The organism is Caballeronia sp. M23-90 (assembly GCF_053574605.1).
This window is the reverse complement of record NZ_JBSIPA010000880.1, coordinates 1-1,010: the sequence shown is the minus strand read 5'-3', so window position 1 is coordinate 1,010 and position 1,010 is coordinate 1. Positions and strand designations below refer to the sequence as shown.

General features: G+C 57.9%; 1 protein-coding gene and 1 pseudogene. Both read right to left on the bottom strand.

The features are described from left to right. Positions 1-352 precede the first annotated feature (352 nt). Positions 353-658, bottom strand: a complete 306-nt coding sequence (locus ACRXB1_RS36710; protein ID WP_449494860.1) for a hypothetical protein — start codon at positions 656-658, stop codon at positions 353-355. Further along, positions 658-1,010: pseudogene (locus tag ACRXB1_RS36705) on the bottom strand (hypothetical protein); the annotation flags it as partial. The gene ACRXB1_RS36710 and the pseudogene ACRXB1_RS36705, both read right to left, overlap by 1 nt.

The following is a 1,010-nucleotide window of genomic DNA, read 5'->3' as shown; positions in this document are numbered from 1 at the left end:
TCAGCGGATTTCATTGGGGCCCACAGCCAGCCACTCGGCTGTAACAAGGCCGGATACATAGCTGCAAGCCTTTCTGTCATGTTGGAACACACGAAAAACTGGCGCAAATGGGATGCGTTCATACATATCACATGGACCGCACGCATTATTACGCGCTGCAGAAGACCGGCGACTGGCCGGTCGAACTACGGGCGAGCGCGCGCAAAGTCGCGATAACCCGGCACGGTGCTGAGGAGTGGAACGGCGGTACGAGAAGCGCGCCGCGAACGATGATACCGATGATGCTGTAACCGCCGCATAGCCTCGCCACGCCGCCGCCAGCGAAGTAAGGCCCGCAAGGTACGGGCCGATGCTAAACCGCGGGTGCGGCTGGTGCTCGCGGTATAGGTTGATTCGTCGCGGTGATCATACTTTTCAATTCCGGATATGACAGCGCTAGTGCGTTAAGTATGCCCACGCCGATCCGCCGGGCAAACTCATCGTCAAGCAAATAACCCTGCTCTCCTAATGCGGCGGTCTCGTCAAAAAAAACCGGAAACTTCGGCGCGACAGCGACGATTTTTTCAACCTCCGCTCGGGCGACCTGGTAAACGGGAATTGATTCATCGCCGGGCGAAAAGTCCACAATCACACAACGTGACAGATGGGATGCATTCATTAGTAACCCCTACATTGTTGGTATCGATCAAAGGCGTTTTGCCTGCATAAAGCTGCGCCGCGCGCGCCCCCTATTGCCGGTCCCAATGCGTTACAAAAATCGATCGTTCGCTCATACTCTGCAAAGCATTCGGCTTCGTGGGCTTCACTGACGCCGCGCGCTGTTATCGACAATACATCATCGCCGGTCGCGCTCGGCGCGTACTCGAACGGTGCAGCGTCGCCTAGCGGCGTGCTCCCCGTGCCAACCTCCGACACATTGCCCAGGTCGAAGACATCGGCATCACCCATCGACGGCAACGCAGACGCGACGGCAGAGGCCGCCGTCGATGCAAGCGCGGCAAGTGCATCAA

Excerpts from the sequence above, each read along its gene's own strand:
- ACRXB1_RS36710 (WP_449494860.1), bottom strand. The coding sequence starts at position 658 with ATGAATGCATCCCATCTGTCACGTTGTGTGATTGTGGACTTTTCGCCC.